This window comes from Sphingomonas asaccharolytica NBRC 15499, from assembly GCF_001598355.1.
GTDB classification, from domain to species: domain Bacteria; phylum Pseudomonadota; class Alphaproteobacteria; order Sphingomonadales; family Sphingomonadaceae; genus Sphingomonas; species Sphingomonas asaccharolytica.
On the sequence record NZ_BCYU01000006.1, the window covers coordinates 11,635 to 30,872 of the forward strand.

Below are 19,238 nucleotides of genomic sequence, written 5' to 3' on the forward strand. Positions count from 1 at the left end.
TCAGGTTCCCGGCTGGGTATAAGGGGCGGGGGCGAACAATTCGCGCTGCCAGCGGCGCGGGTCGTCCTCGACCCGGCTGGCGACATCGAAGATCATCGTTGCCCGGCGGCGCGCGTCATAAGCGGGCCAGGCGGGCGATCCGGGCAGATCGGGACGGCCGGTGCGGGCGAAGGCGACGAAGCGCCGCTGCATCAGCCGCGACACGTTGCGTGTTTCGGGGCCATTACCGGTCCAGGCATAAGGCGCGTCGAACGTGCCGAAGATCAGCCCGATATCCACGCCGTGGAACGCGCCCCGATCGGGGTTGGTCGGGGACTGGAAATCGACCTGGTAGACGAACGCCGGGCGACCAGCGCGGGCGCGCGCCTCGGCCTCGATGATCTGCGGCCGCCAGCTGCGGCCGTCGGTCGTCGCGGCGTAGAAGATGTCCGCCGGCGAAGCAGCCGGCATGTGCGCGCGATACGTGCGGACCAAAGCTTCGGGCAGCACATCGACCGGGAGCTCGGCGGCAATGCGGTCGGGCAGGGCGTCCCAGCTCAGGCCGCGCATCTCGGGCGAGGCGGGATCGGAGAAATCGCGGGTTTCGTCGCGCGTCCCGCCGAGCATTAGATCGACACCGAGACCGTTGGGGTGCGCGTCGGGCCAATAGGGATGGCGCGTCAGCGACCGGCCATCGAGGACCGGGCCGAAATAGATCGGGCTGTGCTCGACCGGATCGTCGGCATCGAGCGCCTCGATCAGCTTCTCGACCGGCTGATCGAGTAGGCGCCGCGCTTCCGTAACCCCCAACCGCGCCAGATAGGCGCGGGTGCGGCGCGTTGCATGGACCGGACCCGACACCGTCACTTGCTGCCCGCTCATCGTGATCGCGCGCCGGAACAGGCCGCGCGCCGCCGGCATCGCCATCAGAGTCGCAATCTTGGCGCCGCCGCCAGACTGACCGATCAGGGTCACACGCGCCGGGTCGCCCCCGAACGCGGCGATATTGTCGCGCACCCATTGCAGCGCGAGAACGAGGTCGAGCTGACCGGCGTTACCGCTGTCGGGAAATGCCGCTTCGAGCCGCGCGAGATAGAGATAGCCGAGCGCGTTGAGCCGGTGGTTCACCGTGACCACGACGATATCGCCGGCCGCGGCGAGTCCGCCGCCATCGGTGATCGGATCGTTGGCGCTGCCATAGGCATAGCCGCCGCCATGGATCCACACCAATACCGGCAACCGCGCGTGGGCGTCGGGGGCGGGCGTCCATATGTTGAGGAACAGGCAATCCTCGGATTGCGGCTGACGCTTGCCACGCTGCGGACAAGCCGGACCGGGCTCGGTCGCACGTACCGTCTCCCGCACCAACGGCACCGCGACGGGCGCCGCGAAGCGCCGGGCCTGGCCGTACCGGATGCCCCGGAAGGTCGCGATGCCGTTCTGCCGTCGACCCTGGAAACGTCCGGCGCGGCAGATCACGATCGGATCGCTCGCCGCCCGGGCCGCGCCGGTGGCGAGCAACGCGGCGCTCCCCGCGATCATCGCGCGCCGGGTCGGCGCAAGGAGTGCGCCAGCCGTCATGCGTCGGCCTCCGCATCGTCAGCCAGGCCGAGCCAGGTCAACCGCCAGGTTCCGTCGCGCCGGCCGCCCACCCGGTACGAGGGCTCGAACACAATCGGCGCACGGCCTTCGGGCTCCAGGCGGACAGTCTCGCCATCGGCGACGGCGAGCGGTGCGCCAACGAAGCGCACCGTCTCCCCGCGCTTGAAACCGTCGACCAGCCCAGTCGCGTAAGCGAGGGGGCCGCGCGTGATCGCGATAAAGTCATAGCGCATCACTTCCTGCGCCACTGGTTCGCCGCCGGGCGCCAGCGACTCCTGAACGTTGCGCTGGGTCGCGCGATGCACTTGGGGCGGCATGGCCAAGTCGAGCATGATCACGTCGCCGGGCGCCCAATACCGCTCGATCCGGGCATAGCTGCCCGGCGTGGCGGCGACGCTCTCGTCACCAACACGAAGCGCGGCGTGCTCGGCCCAATCGGGAATACGGACGTGAATCCCGAAATACGCGAGCGAAGCAGGCGTCACCTCGATCCCGATCGGCCCCTCGAACGGGTAAGGCGTTTCCTGGCGAAGCCGGACCTTACCCACGTTCGGCAAGGCGATGTCGGCGACGGACGCGCCGAGCAGATTGACCGCCAGCGCGCCGTCGGCGGTCACGCCATAGGCGATCGCGGGCAGCTCCTCGAGCGCCATCGCTCCGCTCGACTTGCAGCAGCGCCAATAGGTCGTGTGGGTGCGCCTGCCGTTGGGAAAGGAGTAATAGCACCAATCCTCGCCGTCGGGCGCCTGGGCGCCGAGCAGGTCGTTATAGGCGCTGCGTTCGATCTCCTGCGCGAAGGCGGCGTCGCCCAGGATCACCAGCAATTCGCAGTTGAGCTGGATCCAGGCCATGGTCGAGCAGGTCTCGACATAGGCTTCCGGGCTGAACACGCCGGCGGGGTTGAACACCTCGCGCGACCGATGCGCGACGCCGCCCCAGGGTCCGCCGCCCAGCGTCAGGTGATGCGCGCGCACGGCTTGCCAGATATTACGGACGGCGGTGAGGTAGTGCTCCTCGCCGGTCGCACGATGAAGCTTGGCGAGACCGACCAGGTTCCACAGCAATTGATAGGCCTTGCCGGTGGCGATCTCCGACGGGTCGGCGCCGGCCAGTGCCATGCTCAACAGCCGGTTGCGCGGCTCGCGCTCGGCCTGGTCGACCACCAACCGGGCGAGGTCGAGATAATGCTGCTCGCCCGTCGCCAGATAGAGTTCGACCGCGGGGTCGAGCAAAACGGTCGCCGACAGCCCGAAATGGTTGCCGAGATCGGTGATCGCGATCCCGTCCTCGCTCAGCGTCCGCCAGCATAGATCGCCGATCTTTCGGGCAGCGTTCAGGTAGCGATTCTCGCCCACCGCTTTCCACAATTCGAGCAGGCCCAGGATCAGATAGGAATGCGTCCAGATGTCCCAGGTGCGCAGCGCCGGTGCGCCGTCCCAGGTCACCGGCTTGGGCGGTTGCTTTACCATGAAGCGCCGCGATGGCGCGTAATTGCCGAGATAGCCGTCGGCATCCTGCTGCTCGATCAAATAATCGGCGACGCGCACCACGCGCGCGAGCAAGGCATCGTCGCCGGCGCGCACCGCCGCGCGCGTCGCGGCGACCAGCCATTTGCCGGCATGCTCGCCATACCAATCGCCTTCCTCGTCACCGGCCACGATCTCGGGCGCGAACAAGGCGATCGCCGGGCTGTGCTCGTCAGTGATGAAGCGCGAGAGCCTGCCGGTGCGATTGGCCTCGATCGCGTCGCCCAACAGCCCGCTTAAGGTCACCGCGCTGAGCGGTGCGAGGCGCATCGCCGGTTCAGCGATCGGCGACACAACGGAATCCGATCCCGGCCGAGCGATCCTTGGCCGGCGCCATCAGCAGGAACTTGCCGTGCTCGTCGAGCCGATAGGCCTGGGGAAAATACCAGTGCGAGGTCTGCGGCTGATAGGCGCTGCCGCCGCGCAGGACGCCGGCGCGGACTCGATCGTCGCGATATTCGTCGGTCCACTGCCAGACGTTGCCGACCAGATCCATCACCCCGAACGGGCTAGCGCCGGCGGGATGCGCGTCGACGTCGGCCGGCGCCGGCATCATGCGGTCGAGCGACGGTGTTGGTACCGCTGCCTCGTCCCATTCATTGCCCCAGGGATAGGAGCGGCCGTCGGTCCCCTGGGCGGCATAGTGCCATTCCCATTCGCGCGGCAGGCGCTTGCCTGCCCAATCGGCATAGGCACGCGCATCCTCGATCGCGACCCAGGTGACCGGCTTGTTGCCCCATCCGGCGGGCGGTGCGCCGTCCTGCCAATGGCGCAGGAAATTGCGGTCGTCGGCAGGCGCGTAGCCGCTGGCGTCGAGGAAGGTCTTGAACTGGGCGTTCGTCACCGGAAAACGGTCGATCCAGAAGGCGTCGATCGCCATGCGGCGGCGATGATGGCGGCGCGGGCTGTCCTCCCAGGGATATTGCACATCGACGCCGTCGGCGGCGTAACCCTCGATCTCGATCCCGTGCACCGCGAAGTCGAACTCGCCGGCGGGGATCGCGACCATGCCGTCGGGCGCGTCGGCGTGGCGATCGGTCGGCGCGATCGGTACGAGCTCCTGCTTGGCCGAACTCCAGCTGGCGGAGATCGAGGCAAGCGGCGTGGCGGCGCGAGCGTGCATCTCGGCCAGGAAGGCGTTCAGCCCTTCGATGGCCGCACCGTCATCGACAGCGAGGATCGCGCCGAAACCGCGCCCGGCGATGTCGAGCGTCAGGATCGCGCACTCGCCATCGATCCGCGGATCGAGCGCGGCGCCGTTCCAGACATCGAAATAGCGCGTGCCCGCCTTGTGCGATACCGCAAGCTGATCGCCATCAATGGCATATTCGGCGCGGTTGATCAGCGTCCACAAGGTCCGCCCAGCGCCGGGGAAGCGGCTGGCGAAAATCCCGGCCTGCAAGGTGCGTTCATACGGTCGCCAGTCGGGGCTGACGATCAGCGGCGCGAAGAAACGCTGGACCATCGCCACCCGGCGCAAGGTCTCGGCGTCGCGCGGCGTGAAGCGGTTGACGAAGCCGAACACATTCTCCCAGGCGACGTAACCGACGCCGTTGAAGAAGGCATGCTGCAGGTCGTTGGTCCGTGTGCGGCTCCAACGATTCTCGATATTGATGATGTGCCTGGGCTCGAGCCATTTGAGCTTGAGCACCGTCGGGATGCTCTCGTCCGGCACGCGCTTGGTCCAGCTCTGCAGGTTCCAGCTGAGGATATGGTCGCCCGCCTGCGCCGTCGTCTCGGGCTGCAGCACCACCGCACCGCCGGCTGCTTCGCACGCTTTGTGGAAGGCGAGCGGCACCCCGCTATAGGTGTCGCCGTTGATGCCGTCGGCACCGGTCGCGGCGACGATCGCGGCCATCCTTTCCCAGTCCGGTGCCTCGCCCGGTTGGGTGCCGTTATCCCACGGCATGGTCGGCAGGAACACCTTGATCCCGCGGCGGTGAAAATCGGCGACCGCTTGCTTCAGTCCCTCGATCCCACCGGGGAGCGCGTCGACCAGGTCGAACTGGCTGCGGTCGTCGATGCCGATATTGGGATAGATGTACCAGAGGAGCACGCTGTCGACCGTGCCGAGCCGCGCCTCGAGATCGTCGAGATAGCGGTCGACGGTATAGCGGCCGGTGTCGGGATCGTAGAAATAGCGGTCCTCGATCATCAGCAGATGATGGATGAAGTTGGCCTGCGACCATTTCAGTTCGGGGCGACGGTAGAGCTCGTCGTCGAAGCCGATGCGGATCAGATGCTCGCGGCGCCATTCGATCAGCCCCTGCACCCACTCGTCGGCGGCGCCGTCGGCGTCGATCTTCCAGCGGCCCATTTCCTGGAACGGCCAGCCGGGCACCTTGCCCGGCGTCGGCAGATAGGGGCCGGTGAGCGCGTGCGAGAATTTGACGTCGCTGGTCGTGCGGATCGGGTTGGTCATGGGACTTTCTTCAATTCGCTGCCGGGCCCAGGCCACAATAAGCGGCGAGGTCGTCCTGACCATGCTGGTGCGCAGTGGCGATGAACGCATTCAGTTCGGCGCGTGCCGGGATGCTCGATTGCGCGCCAGCCTTGGTGGTGGCGAGCGCGCCGGCCGCCGCGGCGCGGGCCAAAGCCGCCGGCACGTCGAGACCGTCCGCAAGGCCCGCGGCGAGCACGCCGCAAAAGGTGTCGCCGGCGGCGGTAGTATCGACCGGCGTGACGGCGAAGGCCGGCTGGAGCACATAGTCCTCACCGATGCGTGCGCAGGCGCCTCGACCGCCCAGCGTCACCACCGTGGTGGCGACGCCGGTGCGCGCTAGCCGCTCGGCAATCGATCCCTCGGTGTCGACCAGCGTGCCAAGCTCATCCTCGTTCACGACCAGCAGGTCGACCGCCGCGAGCAGGGCGGCGGGCAGGGCACGCGCCGGCGCCGCGTTGAGCAGTACCTTGATCCCGCGATCGCGCGCGGCTCGAGCGAACGCCAAAACCGTGTCGAGCGGTGTTTCGAGCTGCATCACCAGCCACGACACGCCATCGAGATCGGGCAAATCGTCCGGGCCGAGATCGGCGTTGGCACCGGGCGCGACGGTGATCGCATTCTCGCCCTCATCGGACACGGTGATCAGGGCAGCCCCGGTCGATCGCGACGAGCACCGGACATCGAGCTCGACGCCGGCGCTGGTCAACGACGTCGCGATCAAGCGCGCGAGGTCGTCATCGCCGAGCGCCGCCACCATCCGGGTGGCAATGCCGCCGGCGCGGGCCGCGGCTACCGCCTGGTTGGCGCCCTTGCCGCCGGGAAAGATCGCCAAATCGCCGCCGAGCATTGTCTCGCCGGCCGCGGGAATGCGGGCGGCTCGGACGACGAAATCGGCATTGGCGGAGCCGGCGATCAGCACCGACGGTTTGGAGCGATCGCCCACGGCCCTTCTCGCCTCAGAAATTGCGGCTGAACGTCAACGACACCGTCCGTCCGCGGCCCGCGAAATAATTCTGATAGATATCGATCTGCGACGAGCTCAGGAAATAGAATTTGTTGAAGAGATTCTCGACGCCGAGCGAGAAGGTGCCGACCTGCCCGACCCTGTAATTGGCCGTGGCGTCGAACAAGGTATAGCCCTTGGTATGCTCGTTGATCGTGTTGAGGTCGCGACCGAACAGATGACTGGCGCCGAACGAGACCGACCCCTGCGGGTTGAATTGCCACGAAATCTGGCCGTTGAGCTTGTCGGGGGCGATGTTGATGATGCCCAATTGGACGTCCAGGGGCGACGTGATGCCGTTCGCCTTGGTGGTCTTGCCGATGACGTGGCTGTACAAGGCGTTCAACCGCAGGGTCGAAGTCGGGCGGAATTCGGCGGTGACGTCGATGCCGTAGATCTTGATCGGCTTGCGGTTGAGGACATAATCCTTGGTCACCGGATCGACCGACAGGCTGGATCCAAGGGCCGACTTGGACTGATAATAGGACACGCCGAAGCTGCCCTGCTTGCCGCGCCAGTTGAAGCCCACTTCCTTGTTCTTGAAGATCACTGCCTCGAGGTCGAGCAGTCCCTCAACCGACTTGCCCGGCACGTTCACGTTGCGCAGCGGAATGCCGAAATTGGGCAAAGTGAAGCCCTCGCCATAAGTGGCATAAACCGAGAAGCCGCTACCCAGCCGGCCGATCGCGCCGGCGTTGAACAGATCGTTCTTGTACTTGAGCGTGCCGCCCTTCACGAACACGCTGTTGCGGTAGGCGGTGGTGGTATAGTCGTCGACCTTCACCCGGCCGTCCTCATGGCGCATGCCGCCGCTCAGTGTGATCGGACCGATCTCATATTCGAGCTGAACATAGGGGCCGAAGCTGGTGTAGTTCATCGGCGGCACCCAGACGCGGTTGGTCACCGCGAGATATTGCTGGGTCTGGTCGTGAACCAGGTCGACGCCGAACCGCAATTCGAGCCCCTTCAGCAGGAAGTCGGGGTGCGTATACGAGGTGCGCAGGCCGTATTTCTTCGACAGGATTTCGGACTGGTCGTATAATTTGCCGGTCGGATCGATCTTCGGATCCTGCTTGTCGATGGCGTTGTCGCCGGGGAAGCGCATCTCCTGCTTGGCGTAATAGGCGGTCGCGACCAGGCTACCGCCGACCAGATCCTTGTTGGTGTAATTGACCGCATATTGCTGGAACCGGTTGAAGTCGGGCTTGAACAGCAATTGGCCGGTGAGCGGATCGACCGGTGGACCCGGCTCGGCGGTGTCGGGGATGCCCGTGGTCTGGTCTTTGCCCTGCGGGGGGCGGACGCCGGCGACATAATGATAATCGCCATTGGCGGTGAGCTTGAAATAGCTCGCCTCGGCCTCGAGCCGCTGCGACTCGTTGGCGCCGAAATCCTTGCCGACTTTGAGGAAGAAATCGATCTGCTTGGAATCGGCCAGCGAGCTCGACGCGCTGAGGCCGATGCGGCGGCCTTTGGCATCATAGGTGATGCCGCGGCTGAGATAGGAAGCGGCGGCGAAGATATCGATGCCGTCGGATTTGTGCGCGATCGTCGCGCCGACCTTCCACACCGAGCTGTCGTCGTCGAACTGGGTGCCGAAGCGGCCGGAAACGCCGAAATGCGTGCCGGGCTCGGTCGCGCGCTTGGAGATATAGTTGATGATGCCGCCCGCGGCACCGATGCCTTCGGCTGCCGAGGCGCCGCCGATCACTTCGATCCGCTCGATCGTCGCCATGTCGGTGAAGGTCGCGTTACGGCTGCCGTCGCGCAGCGGCGTCGACTGCGGGATGCCGTCGAACAAATAGAGCGCGGTGCGGCCGCGCATCGTCTCGCCCAGCGTATTGAGCGTTTGGTTCGACTCGGAATAACCGGGCACCGTGCGGGCCAATACCGCGGTAGCGTCCTCGGTGATCGTCAGCGAGCGTTTCACTTCGGCCGAAGTGATGACGGTGACCGCACCGGCGATCTTGTCGACCGCCTTGGGCGAACGGCTGCCGGTGACGACGATCTCGCCGCGATCCTCCGCGCTATCCTGCTGGCTTGAGCTGGTCTGGCCGTCGTCGAGAGGCGCGGCCGCGTCAGCGGTTTGCGGCTCTGAAGCGGCGGGACCAGCCTGGGCAAAGGCCGGCAAAGCGACGCTCGACAACAGAGCGGCGGCGAGCGTCAGACGCGCATGATTGTTCATTGGAAATCCTCCCCGGCGTATTTTTGCAGCAGCCTAGAGCGGGCCTCAGCCACGCAAAAGCGGCAGAGTGCTGCGTTCACACCCAAGATTTTCTGTGGTTCCCCGACCCAAGAATGGCTACGCTTCGGGGCGGTGAGACAACAGTTTTCCTGTGCTGTGAACGCAGCAACTATGCGCTTTTCCCGCGCTACAGACCGGTCGACCGCATCAGGCAAGGTGCGACGACATGGGAGGGAGCTGCGATGCGCAGCAAGTTGTTCGTGCCGTGCTCGCGACCCGAATTCTTCGCCAAGGCCTTGGCGAGCGATGCCGACGCTTTGTCATTCGATCTCGAAGATTCCGTGCCTGACGGCGACAAGGCGGCGGCACGCGCGCGCCTGGTCGAATGGCTGCGCTCGGACGCTGTCCTCTCATCGGCCAAGCGGATGATCGTCCGGATCAACGCGCTCGAAAGCCCCTTTTTCGCCGACGATCTGGCCGCGCTGGCCGGCCTCCGCGTCGACTGTGTCAACCTCCCCAAGGCGGGCTCGCCGGCTGCGGTGCGGATGGTCGCCGTACAAATGGAATCGGCCGGCATCGCCGCTGGTTTGCTGGTCAATATCGAGACCCCGCGGGGAATTTCCCAGGGCGCCGGAATCGCCGGCGCGCATCCGCGCGTGATCGGCCTGCAGGTCGGGCTCAACGACCTTTTCGCGTCGCTCGGCGTGGATCGGCACGACCTTCGCCACGTCCATGCCGCTTTATGGTCGATCCGGCTCGCGGCGGGCGAGCACGGGCGGCTCGCCTTTGACGGGGCGTGGCCCGACCTTGCCGCTGACGATGGGTTCCGCGCCGAGGCCGAACTCGCGCGCAGCCTCGGCTATCCCGGCAAGAGCTGTATCCATCCGCGTCAGGTGGCGATCGCCAATGAGGTGTTCGACCGAGGCGGCGACGTGGCGCGCGCCCGGCGTCTGTTGGAAGCCGCGGCCGAGGCCGGCACGCGCGGCCATGGCGCGTTCCTGTTCGACGGCGCAATGGCCGATGCCCCCGCGGTCGCCGCGGCGCGCGACACGCTTCGCCGCGCGGGCGAAGCCTGATGCGTTCGCTGCTCGGGCTGTTGCTCGCGGCCTGCCTGTTGATCGGGTGCGCGGGACCGGCTTTTGCCGAGCCGCCGATGTCGACGGTCGCGACAAGTCTTCCGACGCTGCCGAGTTCCGGGCCGGTCTTGCTCGCAGCGATCGATGGCCGTCCGGTAGCGATCGATATGGGCGGCAAGCGCGCGTTCGTGCTGGGGCCACGAGGTTGGTCGCAGGCAGATGCGCGGAATATAGACTTTGGGCGTCTGCTGACGGTCATAAGCGACGGCCGCCGTACGTTGCTCATTGGCCGCGGCGTTGACGGCAGCGCGCAGCTGGTCGCCGGGCTCCATTTTTTAGGCGGTGCCCTCACGCAGCGCATCTTGCCGCCGCTACCGGTGCCGCTCACGTCCGCCACTGCCGCTTTCGAACCCGACGCCGTGCTGGTGGCCGGAACAGACGCCCGCGGCGCGGCACATCTTCTTCGCCTCGACTGGACCATGGCGGATGCCTGGAAGCAGCTCGACGCCTGGCCGGGCGGCAGCGTGCCGGCCGCGCTCGCGGCGCAGAATGGCGGGATCTTCGTCACGCTGGCGGGCGGCCAGCAATGGCGCTGGATACGGCTCAAGGGTTGGAGCGCGGGTGCGCCGGCGCCCGGTACGGTTGCGCCCGGCTCGGCGCGCGCGATCGGCCAAGCCTATCTGCTCTATCTCATCGGCGGCGCGAACGGCGCGCGTCTCTACAGCTACAGCGCGATCACCGACGCCTGGTCACCGCTGGGATCGGCGCTGCCGCATCCGGCAGTCGCCGCCGTCAGCCAGGGCGACGGCATTCTGTCGGCTTGGCGTGACGGCAAGGGTCTCGCTTTCTCGGCTTTGACGCTTAAATCCGCGCGCCAGTCGATCTCGCCGATCGATATGGCGATCATCGCCGTCTATCTGTTCGGCATGCTCGGTATCGGGCTGACCTTTTACCGGCGCGCCAAGCAGGGATCGTCGAGCGAATTCTTCCTCGGCTCGCGCACCATTCCGTTCTGGGCCGCCGGGATCAGCATGTTCGCCGGCTCGATCAGCTCGATCAGCTATCTCGCGGTCCCGGCCAAGGCTTTCGAGACCGACTGGGAATATATCATGTCGAAGATGACGACGGTGTTCGGACTGATGTTCGTCGCCGTCTTCGTCGTGCCGATCTTCCGCCGCCTGAACCTGGTGTCGGTGTTCAATTATCTCGAACAGCGCTTTCACCCCGCGATCCGCATGCTGTCGAGCGCGCTGTGGATCATGATGCAGATCGGCGGGCGGATGGGGATCGTGCTGTTTCTGCCGGCGATGGCGATCGGCACGATCACCGACACCAACATCGTCGCGTGCATCGTCGTGGTCGGTCTGTTCACCATCGTCTATACCGCGCTCGGCGGGATGCGCGCGGTGGTGTGGACCGATGTGTTCCAGGTGCTGGTGCTGACCTGCGGTGCGCTGTTCGCGATCGGCTTCATCGTCTGGCAGATCGGCTTTGGCACGATCGTCGATACCGCGGCGGCGTTCGACAAGACCAGGATGCTGAACTTCAGCTTCGACGTCACCCAGCCGACGGTCTGGGCGTTCACCATCCTTGTCCTGTTCGACGTCGTGCTGACCTTCCCCAAGGATCAGGTGCTGATGCAGCGCGTGCTGGCGACCCCATCGGAAAAGGCCGCGGGGCGCTCGGTCTGGCTGTTCGCGGCGGTGCTGCTGCCCAGCGCCTTCATGTTCTACATGATCGGCACGGTGCTGTTCGCTTATTACCGGGTGCATCCGGGGCAGCTCAATCCGCTGCTGCCGATCGACACGGTGTTCCCCTCGTTCATCGGCACCGAGCTGCCGCATGGTGTGGTCGGGCTGATCATCGCCGGCCTGATCGCGGCGGCGATGGGCACGTTGTCGGGCATCATCAACAGCGTCGCGACCTTGCTGTCGGTCGATTTCTACGATCGGCTGATCCCCGGGCGAAGCCAGCGCCAGATCGTCCGCTTCGCCGAGATCACCAGTGTTGGCGTCGGCCTGGTCGGGATCGCCATCGCGATCATCCTCTCACGGCTCGACATCCACTCGCTGCTCGATCTCACCATCGAATTGTTCGGCCTGTTCGGCGGCAGCTGCGCGGGCGCCTATACGCTCGGCCTGTTCACCCGCCGCGCCAATTGGCAGGGCGTGGCGATCGGCATCGTGCTCGCATCGATCATCACGCTCGTCGTGTGGATCTTCGGCCTAGTCCATCCCTATCTCTATCTCGCGCTGGCAATCGCCTCGTCGATCGCGATCGGCTATGTCGCCAGCTTCCTGTTCCCGCCGCCCAGCCATTCGCTCGAGGGCCTCACGATCTTCACGCCCCGCCGCGGCACGGCGCAATCGGAGGAGTCCGCACTATCGACACCGGCTTCCTGAGGACGTTCGTCACGGTCGTCGACCAGGGATCGATGGCCGCCGCGGCGCGCGTGCTCAACATCAGCGCGTCGGCGGTCGCCCAGCAGCTCCACGCGCTCGAACGAGAGATGGGCGCGCCCTTGCTGCTTCGCGTCGGGCGGACGATGCGGATGACCGAACAGGGCGCGCGTGTCCTGGCGCCGGCGCGCAAGCTGCTGCGCGACGCGACCGATCTGCGCGGGATCGCGCAGGAAGGCGAAGTGACCGGCGAGTTGTGGCTCGGCGCCTGCACCACGCCGCTGACTGGGCTGCTGCCGGACATCCTGGCCGCGGTGAGCAAGACCTTTCCCCAGGTCAACATCCACATCCAGTCGGGCAATTCGGCGCAACTCTTCGTCGATGTCGAAGCGGGTAAGCTCGATGCCGCTTTGGTGCTCGAAGCACCCTATCCGCTGCCCAAGACCTGCGACTGGCTGTTGTTGCGCGAGGAACCGTTGATCGTGCTGGCGCCGCGCGCGTTGGCCGATCGCGATCCGCTCGACCTGCTGCGCGAGGAACCGCTGATCCGCTACGACCGCAATCAATGGGGCGGTCGGTCGGCGGAAGTCTATTTGAACGAACTCGGCATCGTCCCGCGCGAGCGGTTCGAGCTTAACGCTCTGAACGCGATCGCGATGATGGTCGATCGTGGACTGGGCGTGTCGATCGTCCCCGATTGGACCCCGCCCTGGCCCGAGGGGATCGACATCGTCCGCCTGCAACTGCCCGAGCGGCGGATCGGGCGGCGCATCGGTATCGTCTGGTCACGCTCAAGCGTTCGCATGCGGCTGGTGACCGTGCTGCTGCAGGAAAGCGCGCGCCTGTCAGCCGAGCAGAAACCTAATGACGCGGAATCGCCGCGAGGCTCCCGCGTTCGATGAACTCATAGGGCAATTCGACGCAGGCGCTCCCGTCGCGGGTCTGCTGTCCCGGACCGATCAGCAGGTCGATCGCCGCCGCGGCCATTTCAGGATTGGGTTGGCGCACGGTGCTGAGCTGCGGCCAGGCCATGCGCGACACCGGCGCATCGTCGAACCCGACGATCGACAAGGCAGTGGGGACCGCGATCTGGTGGCGCATGGCGACGACCAAAGCGGCCAGCGCCATCTCGTCATTGCTGGCGAAGATCGCGGTCGGCGGCTCGCCCTCGCCCAGGATCGCCTCCGCCGCGATCAGGCCGGAGCGGAACGTGAAATCCCCTTGTAACACGCGTTTCGGCGGGATCGATATGCCGGCGGCGGTAATGGCGTCGCAAAACCCTTCCCACCGCCGCACGGTCGCGCTGTGGGTGGGATTGCCCTTGATGAAGCCGATATCGCGATGACCGAGCGCGATCAGCTTCTCGGTCACTTCGCGCGCGGCGGCGCGGTCGTCCATCCGGACTTGCGGCGTGCGGTCGAGCGCGTCGCCCGGCGCGATCCGCACGATCGGCACCTCGTTCGCCTCGAGCATGTCGATCAGGTCCGGCCAGTCGCAGATCGGCGGGGTGAGCACCGCGCCGGCCAGCTTCACCGTCCGCAAGGTGGCATCCAGCCGCGCCATCCAATCGGGCTGGACGCGGTCGACCTGTTCGATCAGCAAGTGATGACTGAGCGCGCGGCAGCGGATGAGCGCGCCGCGCTGCAGGTCGGCGGCATAGACCGATGCGGGATCGTCGAAGAACATCCCGATCAGGAAAGACTTGGCGCTCGACAGGCCGCGCGCGAACGCATTGGGCCGGTAATCGAGTTCCGCGACCACCCGCATGACCTGTTCGCGCACTTCGGGGCGGACATGGACTTCATCGTTGATGACGCGCGACACCGTCTTGGGCGATACGCCCGCGCGTTCCGCGACGTCCTTGATGGTGACCGTCTTCATGCCATGCAAATATCCGCCGGCCGAGCGGCCGATGAGGCCGTGCGATAATACCAATTGGCGCGGAAGCAAGGCCGGGACGTCATGAGGGCGATTCCGCCCGTCTCACGTTACCCGCAATGGTGACGCTCAGCGGCAATCGACCACCCCTTCCGGCGGCGAGGCGAAGCGGATGGCGGAGACGGTTAGGTCGAGATGGCCTGCCGTGGTCAGCGTAAGCGGCTGGGCGACGCGGTCGAGCGGCGTGCCGACAAGGCAGCGCAGGGGCACGGCGATCTGACCCCATTGCTTGCTAGCTGCCAGCGCCGTTAGCCGCGCGGTCACGTCCCTGCCGCCCAGCAGAACCGGGGCGGTCGGCGCCGCGTCGACCTTGAGGTCGATCACCAGCGCGACGTCGCCATTGGCCTCGCGCGTCAAGTCGACCGGCTCGCCTATCAAGGCCGCCGTCGCGCTCGCTTTGCCGGTCCAGGCGATCCGGATCGAGTCTTCCTGCGCCCCGCGGTCGGCCGATCGCGCCGATATCAGGGCGGGATCCGGATCGGCCGCGAGCGCAGCTTCGGTGCCGAACAGGAAGCGGCGGCCATTGGTCGGCTTGCCGCGCGCGAATAGGACGTTGCGGTCGCCCTTCAGCGTGCCGCGATCTTCCGGAAGCGCGGCGAGGTCGCCCTTGTCGCGCGTGGTGAGGCCGAAGCCATAGGCAAAGAGCGGGTCGTAGCCTGGATCGCCGACATTGAGCGGCGCCTGATCGGGGCGCTTGGGCCAGCTGAACGGCAGCTTCCCGCGGAAATCGGCCTTGCCGAACAGCAGGTCGGCGATGCCTTCTCCTTCCGATCCCGGCAGCCAGGCGGCGACGAACGCGTCCGATGCGTTGAGATAGGGGTTCACCCAGAGCGGGCGCCCCGACAGGAACACCGCGACCACCGGCACGCCCGCCGCCTTCAACCGCTTCATCGTCGCCAGAGTGTCGACCGTGGCGGGATCGTCGAACGCCACGTCGCTGCGGTCGCCCTGGAATTCGGCATAGGGATTCTCGCCAAAGACGACGATCGCGGCGTCCGGCTTCGTCGCGAACTGCCCGTCGACCGACAGGCTGGCCTTGCCGCCGGCGGCCTTGACCTCGTTCTCGATGCCGCGCCAGATCGAGGTGGCATTGGGGAAATCGCTGGGGAGGGTGCCGGTGCCCTGCCATGACAATGTCCAGCCGCCCGCCTGCTTGGCGACGTTATCGGCGCCATCGCCGGCGACGAGAATATTGGCGCCGGCCTTCAGCGGCAGCAGCGAGCCCGCATTCTTCAGCAGCACCAGCGATTCGCGCACCGCCTGGCGCGCGACCGCGCGATGATCGGGCGAACCGAGCTGGTCATATTGCCCGGCATAAGCGCGTTCGGACGGCCGTTTCGCATCGAAGATGCCGGCGCGAAACTTGACCCGCAGGATGCGGCGCACGGCGTCGTCGAGCCGGCTCATCGGGATCGTCCCCGCCTTCACCTCGCGCAGGGTCGATTCCCAAATACCTTTCCAGCTGTCGGGCGCCATATAGAGGTCGAGCCCGGCGAGGATCGCCTGAGGGCAGTCGGACGCGGTGCAGCCTTCGACCTGGGCATGCGCGTTCCAGTCGCTGACCAAGAAGCCGTCGAAGTTCCAGCGATCCTTGACGACTCCGGTCAACAGGCTGCGATTGCCGGTCATCTTGCGGCCATTCCAGCTCGAAAAGCTGATCATGATCGATTGGACGCCGGCCTTGATCGCGGCCTCGTAGGGCGGCGCGAACAGGTCGCGGAGCTGAGCTTCGGTCACCTGGGCGTTGCCCTGGTCCTTGCCGTCCCTGGTGCCCCCGTCGCCGAGGAAATGCTTGGCGGTGGCGATCACGTGAGGACCCTTCAGCCAGTCCCTGGCGCCGACCTTGCCCTGCAACCCCTTGACCAAAGCGCCGGCATAGCTGGCGGCGATCTCGGGGACTTCGCCGAACCCTTCATAGCTGCGGCCCCAGCGGTCGTCGCGGACCACGGCGATGGTCGGCGCAAAGGTCCAATCGATCCCGGTCACCCGCATCTCGACCGCGGTCACTTCACCGATCCGCCGCATCAGTGCGGGATCGCGCATCGCGCCGAGCCCGACATTGTGCGGGAACAGTGTCGCGCCGACGATGTTCGAATGGCCGTGCACCGCGTCGATCCCCCAAATCGCCGGGATGCGTGGCAAATTGGGATCGTCGCTGGTCGACGCATCCCAAAAGGCATCGGCCAGCGCGAGCCAGTCCTTGGCGGGGGCGTTATATTTCCCGCCCGGGTCGGAGTTGCCGCCGTTGAACACCGAGCCGAGCTGATATTTGCGGACATCGTCGGGCGTGATCGAGGCGATGTCGCCTTGCACGATTTGGCCGACCTTTTGTTCGAGCGACATGCGGGCGATCAGCTGAGTGATCTTGCCTTCGATGGCCGGATCTTCGCGCACCGGCGATCTGATCGCGGGCCAGGTCGCCGGGTTCGCGACGCTGGATGGGGTAGCGGGAGAGGTGTCAGCGGGTGCGGGCGATGCTGTCTGCCCCGACGCGGGCACGCCAAATGCAAAAGCGGCCATGGCTAGGCCGGCCAACGGCGCTCCCCTACGAATCATCTCCACCCCTTATCATTCTGCAGGCGCCGTTCGCCGAAACTCATTGACATCGATGTCGGTCTTGGCGATCAACGTCAAGCATTTCGGAAAAACCGAACAAGGGGAGAGGGATGATCACCGCCGCGCGAGCTCTGCCGTTCGACGTGCTCGCTTCCCCCATTTTCCGAGACTCGAATCCTCCCCCCGCCGCGCTTTGCGCCGGCGGGCTAGCGGCCGCTGCAAGCTGTGGCGGCCGCTTTTTTTTATCATTTCGATTGAGGAATCCGCGATGAAGTCTCGTCTGTTCGGTGCCTTGATCTGCATCGGTACCGTCAGCCTGCCTGCAGCACTCGCTGCGCGTGAAGCCGCACAGAAGCCCGCCGCCGCCGAGTCGAATCGCGTCGCAGAACCCTGGCGCAACAAGAACTTGTCGGCAGCGGCGCGCGCCGCAGCGTTGCTCAAGGCGATGACGCTCAAGGAGAAGCTGACCTATATCCATGGGCTCTTCCCCAACAAGATCGAGCCCCGCCCGGCCGACATGGTCCCCTCGGCCGGCTATGTGCCAGGCGTGCCGCGGCTCGGCATCCCGACTCTGCGGGAGAGCGATGCCAGTCTGGGCGTCGCCAACCAGATGAATCTGCGCACCGACGACGTCGCGACGGCTTTGCCCTCGGGTCTCGCCACCGCGGCGACCTTCGATCCCAAACTGGCTTATGCCGGTGGAGCGATGGCCGGCGCGGAAGCGCGCGCCAAGACCTTCAACGTCCTGCTCGCCGGCGGGGTCAACCTGACCCGTGATGCCTGGAATGGGCGTAATTTCGAGTATCTGGGGGAAGACCCCCTGCTTGCCGGCACGCTCGTCGCGGCCGCGGTGCGCGGGGTCGAATCAAACCACATTGTCTCGACCGTCAAGCATTTCGCGCTCAACGCGCAGGAGACGGGCCGCACCATACTGAACGCGCGGATCGACGAGGCGGCATTGCGCGAGAGCGACCTTCTCGCCTTCGAAATCGCGGTGAAGGACGGCCGCCCCGGCTCGGTGATGTGCGCCTATAACAAGGTCAACGGCGACTGGGCGTGCGAGAACCGCTTCCTGCTGACCAAGGTCCTGCGCGACGACTGGAAATATCCCGGCTGGGTGATGTCGGACTGGGGCGGAGTCCATTCGACCGTCAAGGCGGCGATGGCGGGCCTTGACCAGGAATCGGGCCAGGAACTTGACAAGCAAATCTATTTCGGCGCGCCGTTCGCCGCCGCGGTCGCGAACGGCACGATCCCCGTGGCGCGCCTCGACGAGATGGTGCGGCGCATCCTCACCGGCGTGATCGCCAGCGGCCTTTACGACGATCCGTCGCCGGCGGCGGTGCAGCCGATCGACTATCCGGCGCACGCCGCGGTTGCGCAGCATGTGGCCGAGGCCTCGATGGTCTTGCTCAAGAACCAGGGCAATGTCCTGCCGCTGGCGAAACGCGCGCAGAAGATCGTGCTGATCGGCGGCCATGCCGATGTCGGCGTGCTGTCGGGCGGCGGGTCGAGCCAGGTGCGTTCGGTCGGCGGCGTGCCGATCGAAATCCCGCTGACCTCGGGTGCGGCGGCGTCGTTCGTGCGCGTGACCTATCACAATTCCTCGCCGCTCAAGGCGATCCGGGCGATCGCGCCGGGCGCGCAGATTTCCTATGTCGACGGCAAGGATCCCGCCGCCGCGGCGGCGGCGGCGCGCGACGCCGACATCGCGATCGTCTTCGCCACGCAATGGGCGACCGAGGCCGAGGATAATCGCGACATCGCGCTGCCCGACAATCAGGATGCGCTGATCGACGCGGTCGCCGCGGCCCAGGCGAAGACGGTGGTAGTGCTTGAGACTGGCGGCCCAGTGCTGATGCCGTGGATCGACCGCGTGCCGGCAGTGGTCGAGGCTTGGTATTCCGGCCAGCGCGGCGGCGAAGCGATGGCGCGCGTCCTGTTCGGCGATGTCGACGCGGTCGGACGCTTGCCGATGACGTTCCCGCGCGCGTCGACGCAGTTGCCGCGCCCCGGGCCTATCGGCTTGGAAAGCCTGAAGAACGACGCCGCGAGCAATGCCGGTTCGGGGACCGCCGAGCCGGTCGCATCGTTCGATGTCGACTATAAGGAAGGCGCCAATGTCGGTTACCGTCGGTATGCAGCGCAGAGCAGCCAGCCGCTGTTCGCGTTCGGCTATGGCCTCAATTATGCCAGAGTGAGCTATGCCAAGGCCCGCTTCACCGGCGGGGCCAAGCCCAGCGTGACGGTTGCGATCACCAATCAAAGTGGCCGCGCGACCGTCGCCGTGCCGCAGCTCTACGTCACATTACCGGATGGCAGTCCGCTGCGACTCGCCGGATGGAGCCGCGAAGCACTGGCGCCGCGCGAGACGCGAACCGTAACGATCGCGGCCGATCCGCGCGTGCTGGCGCGCTGGCAAGGCGGACGGTGGCGGCAGGCTGCCGGTAGTTACAAACTGACCTTGGCAACCGACGCTGCGCATCCGCTGCAATCGACCAGTGTTGCCTTGGCGCAACGCTAAACTGAAC

General features: G+C 66.3%; 11 protein-coding genes. 4 read left to right on the forward strand and 7 right to left on the reverse strand.

What is annotated here, in order from left to right; all coding sequences use genetic code 11:
- Genes SAS01S_RS02600 through SAS01S_RS02620 form a run of 5 tightly spaced genes read right to left on the reverse strand, consistent with a single transcriptional unit; the run spans nucleotide 1 to nucleotide 8,738 of the window.
- Entirely contained in the window at nucleotides 1-1,560 is a 1,560-nt protein-coding gene (locus SAS01S_RS02600; protein ID WP_066804373.1) for a carboxylesterase/lipase family protein, read from the reverse strand.
- Nucleotides 1,557-3,401: a glycoside hydrolase family 127 protein gene (locus SAS01S_RS02605; protein ID WP_218016235.1), complete on the reverse strand. Its 1,845-nt coding sequence runs from the start codon at nucleotides 3,399-3,401 to the stop codon at nucleotides 1,557-1,559. The genes SAS01S_RS02600 and SAS01S_RS02605 overlap by 4 nt, the downstream gene beginning before the upstream one ends.
- A complete protein-coding gene (locus SAS01S_RS23110) occupies nucleotides 3,385-5,529 on the reverse strand; it encodes a formylglycine-generating enzyme family protein (protein ID WP_066804376.1) in 2,145 nt (714 codons plus the stop codon). The genes SAS01S_RS02605 and SAS01S_RS23110 overlap by 17 nt, the downstream gene beginning before the upstream one ends.
- Before the next feature lie 10 nt (nucleotides 5,530-5,539).
- A complete protein-coding gene (locus tag SAS01S_RS02615; RefSeq protein WP_218016236.1) occupies nucleotides 5,540-6,493 on the reverse strand; it encodes a PfkB family carbohydrate kinase in 954 nt (317 codons plus the stop codon).
- 13 nt (nucleotides 6,494-6,506) lie between these two features.
- Complete coding sequence (locus SAS01S_RS02620) at nucleotides 6,507-8,738, reverse strand: TonB-dependent receptor (RefSeq protein ID WP_066804379.1); 2,232 nt, start codon at nucleotides 8,736-8,738, stop codon at nucleotides 6,507-6,509.
- Nucleotides 8,739-8,980: 242 nt separating this feature from the next.
- On the opposite strand from SAS01S_RS02620, the gene SAS01S_RS02625 reads away from it, so the two are divergent.
- From SAS01S_RS02625 to SAS01S_RS02635, 3 genes are read left to right on the forward strand one after another with little or no spacing between them, the layout of a single operon-like run.
- Nucleotides 8,981-9,814 (forward strand): HpcH/HpaI aldolase/citrate lyase family protein, encoded by an 834-nt coding sequence (locus SAS01S_RS02625; RefSeq protein WP_066804382.1) that lies wholly within the window; start codon nucleotides 8,981-8,983, stop codon nucleotides 9,812-9,814.
- Nucleotides 9,814-12,216: a sodium:solute symporter gene (locus SAS01S_RS02630; RefSeq protein ID WP_066804386.1), complete on the forward strand. Its 2,403-nt coding sequence runs from the start codon at nucleotides 9,814-9,816 to the stop codon at nucleotides 12,214-12,216. The genes SAS01S_RS02625 and SAS01S_RS02630 overlap by 1 nt, the downstream gene beginning before the upstream one ends.
- Nucleotides 12,217-12,248: 32 nt before the next feature.
- Nucleotides 12,249-13,115, forward strand: a complete 867-nt coding sequence (locus tag SAS01S_RS02635; protein WP_218016237.1) for a LysR family transcriptional regulator — start codon at nucleotides 12,249-12,251, stop codon at nucleotides 13,113-13,115.
- Here SAS01S_RS02635 and SAS01S_RS02640 read toward each other — a convergent pair.
- The gene (locus SAS01S_RS02640; RefSeq protein WP_066804487.1) at nucleotides 13,075-14,094 is read right to left on the reverse strand and encodes a LacI family DNA-binding transcriptional regulator; all 1,020 of its coding nucleotides are present in this window, start codon (nucleotides 14,092-14,094) and stop codon (nucleotides 13,075-13,077) included. The genes SAS01S_RS02635 and SAS01S_RS02640 overlap by 41 nt on opposite strands.
- A gap of 126 nt (nucleotides 14,095-14,220) precedes the next feature.
- Complete coding sequence (locus SAS01S_RS02645; RefSeq protein WP_066804389.1) at nucleotides 14,221-16,707, reverse strand: glycoside hydrolase family 3 N-terminal domain-containing protein; 2,487 nt, start codon at nucleotides 16,705-16,707, stop codon at nucleotides 14,221-14,223.
- 268 nt (nucleotides 16,708-16,975) lie between these two features.
- Here SAS01S_RS02645 and SAS01S_RS02650 point away from each other — a divergent pair, with 268 nt between their 5' ends.
- Nucleotides 16,976-19,231 carry a beta-glucosidase gene (locus SAS01S_RS02650; RefSeq protein ID WP_066804391.1) on the forward strand — a complete coding sequence of 752 codons (2,256 nt, stop codon included), beginning with the start codon at nucleotides 16,976-16,978 and terminating at the stop codon, nucleotides 19,229-19,231.
- Nucleotides 19,232-19,238 lie beyond the last annotated feature (7 nt).

What these genes read in the sequence shown, in the direction of transcription:
- SAS01S_RS02645 (WP_066804389.1), bottom strand. Translation starts at nt 16,707, where the DNA reads ATGATTCGTAGGGGAGCGCCGTTGGCCGGCCTAGCCATGGCCGCTTTT.
- SAS01S_RS02600 (WP_066804373.1), bottom strand. Translation starts at nt 1,560, where the DNA reads ATGACGGCTGGCGCACTCCTTGCGCCGACCCGGCGCGCGATGATCGCG.
- SAS01S_RS23110 (WP_066804376.1), bottom strand. Translation starts at nt 5,529, where the DNA reads ATGACCAACCCGATCCGCACGACCAGCGACGTCAAATTCTCGCACGCG.
- SAS01S_RS02635 (WP_218016237.1), top strand. Translation starts at nt 12,249, where the DNA reads ATGGCCGCCGCGGCGCGCGTGCTCAACATCAGCGCGTCGGCGGTCGCC.
- SAS01S_RS02625 (WP_066804382.1), top strand. Translation starts at nt 8,981, where the DNA reads ATGCGCAGCAAGTTGTTCGTGCCGTGCTCGCGACCCGAATTCTTCGCC.
- SAS01S_RS02620 (WP_066804379.1), bottom strand. Translation starts at nt 8,738, where the DNA reads ATGAACAATCATGCGCGTCTGACGCTCGCCGCCGCTCTGTTGTCGAGC.
- SAS01S_RS02650 (WP_066804391.1), top strand. Translation starts at nt 16,976, where the DNA reads ATGAAGTCTCGTCTGTTCGGTGCCTTGATCTGCATCGGTACCGTCAGC.
- SAS01S_RS02630 (WP_066804386.1), top strand. Translation starts at nt 9,814, where the DNA reads ATGCGTTCGCTGCTCGGGCTGTTGCTCGCGGCCTGCCTGTTGATCGGG.
- SAS01S_RS02640 (WP_066804487.1), bottom strand. Translation starts at nt 14,094, where the DNA reads ATGAAGACGGTCACCATCAAGGACGTCGCGGAACGCGCGGGCGTATCG.